This is a genomic window from Shewanella chilikensis, from assembly GCF_002836945.1.
Lineage (GTDB): Bacteria > Pseudomonadota > Gammaproteobacteria > Enterobacterales > Shewanellaceae > Shewanella > Shewanella chilikensis.
The window spans coordinates 1-1294 of sequence record NZ_NIJM01000110.1; the positions used below are offsets into that span (position 1 = coordinate 1).

Here is a 1294-nt window from a genome sequence, read left to right on the forward strand (position 1 = left end):
CCAACTCCTAAGAGTCGTCTTGATGTCTACTATCAGCTTTCCAAATTGTTAAAGAGCAACCTCCATGGAAGGAGGGAGTGTCGAAAATTGTATGGAACAATTTCGACCGGGCTTAAAAAAGCCAAAGATAAATACTGACTTATCTTTGGCGTCTCTCGTCCTTTGTAGAGTGACGGTTCCAGCACTTCCAAGGGAAGTGGTGGAGCTATGCGGGATCGAACCGCAGACCTCCTGCGTGCAAGGCAGGCGCTCTCCCAGCTGAGCTATAGCCCCGTTTCTTTGCGGTTCTTTTTACCGATTTCGTTGTTAGCCTTCGCCTCTTCGCTCGGCTGCCTCGAACTCGATAAAAATCTCTCGCAAACAGTCTTGAACATTGACCTGTTCATTCCTTCGACGCTAGTTAAGGCAAACAGAGAGGAAGTTTACTGGAGTAAACAACGACCTGTTTAACGCATAATAGCGGAAGAATTGGTGGGTCTGAGTAGACTCGAACTACCGACCTCTCGCTTATCAGGCGAACGCTCTAACCACCTGAGCTACAGACCCCCATGCTCTACTTCTTTTATCAAGCAATCTGTGTGAACACTCAAAAGCACCAATTATCGCTTAGGTAAGGAGGTGATCCAGCCCCAGGTTCCCCTAGGGCTACCTTGTTACGACTTCACCCCAGTCATGAACCACACCGTGGTAAACGCCCTCCCGAAGGTTAAGCTATCTACTTCTGGTGCAGCCCACTCCCATGGTGTGACGGGCGGTGTGTACAAGGCCCGGGAACGTATTCACCGTGGCATTCTGATCCACGATTACTAGCGATTCCGACTTCATGGAGTCGAGTTGCAGACTCCAATCCGGACTACGACCGGCTTTATGAGATTAGCTCCACCTCGCGGCTTCGCAACCCTCTGTACCGACCATTGTAGCACGTGTGTAGCCCTACTCGTAAGGGCCATGATGACTTGACGTCGTCCCCACCTTCCTCCGGTTTATCACCGGCAGTCTCCCTAAAGTTCCCGGCATTACCCGCTGGCAAGTAAGGATAGGGGTTGCGCTCGTTGCGGGACTTAACCCAACATTTCACAACACGAGCTGACGACAGCCATGCAGCACCTGTCTCTCAGTTCCCGAAGGCACACCTGCGTCTCCGCTGGCTTCTGAGGATGTCAAGAGTAGGTAAGGTTCTTCGCGTTGCATCGAATTAAACCACATGCTCCACCGCTTGTGCGGGCCCCCGTCAATTCATTTGAGTTTTAACCTTGCGGCCGTACTCCCCAGGCGGTCTACTTAATGCGTTAGC

At 51.5% G+C, this 1294-nt stretch carries 2 tRNA genes and 1 rRNA gene; all 3 read right to left on the reverse strand.

Annotated features, from left to right (window positions below):
* Positions 1 to 197: 197 nt before the first annotated feature.
* Positions 198 to 273, reverse strand: a tRNA-Ala gene (locus CX651_RS19730).
* Positions 274 to 469: 196 nt separating this feature from the next.
* Positions 470 to 546, reverse strand: a tRNA-Ile gene (locus CX651_RS19735).
* 65 nt (positions 547 to 611) lie between these two features.
* A 16S ribosomal RNA gene (locus CX651_RS19740) occupies positions 612 to 1294 on the reverse strand; the annotation flags it as partial.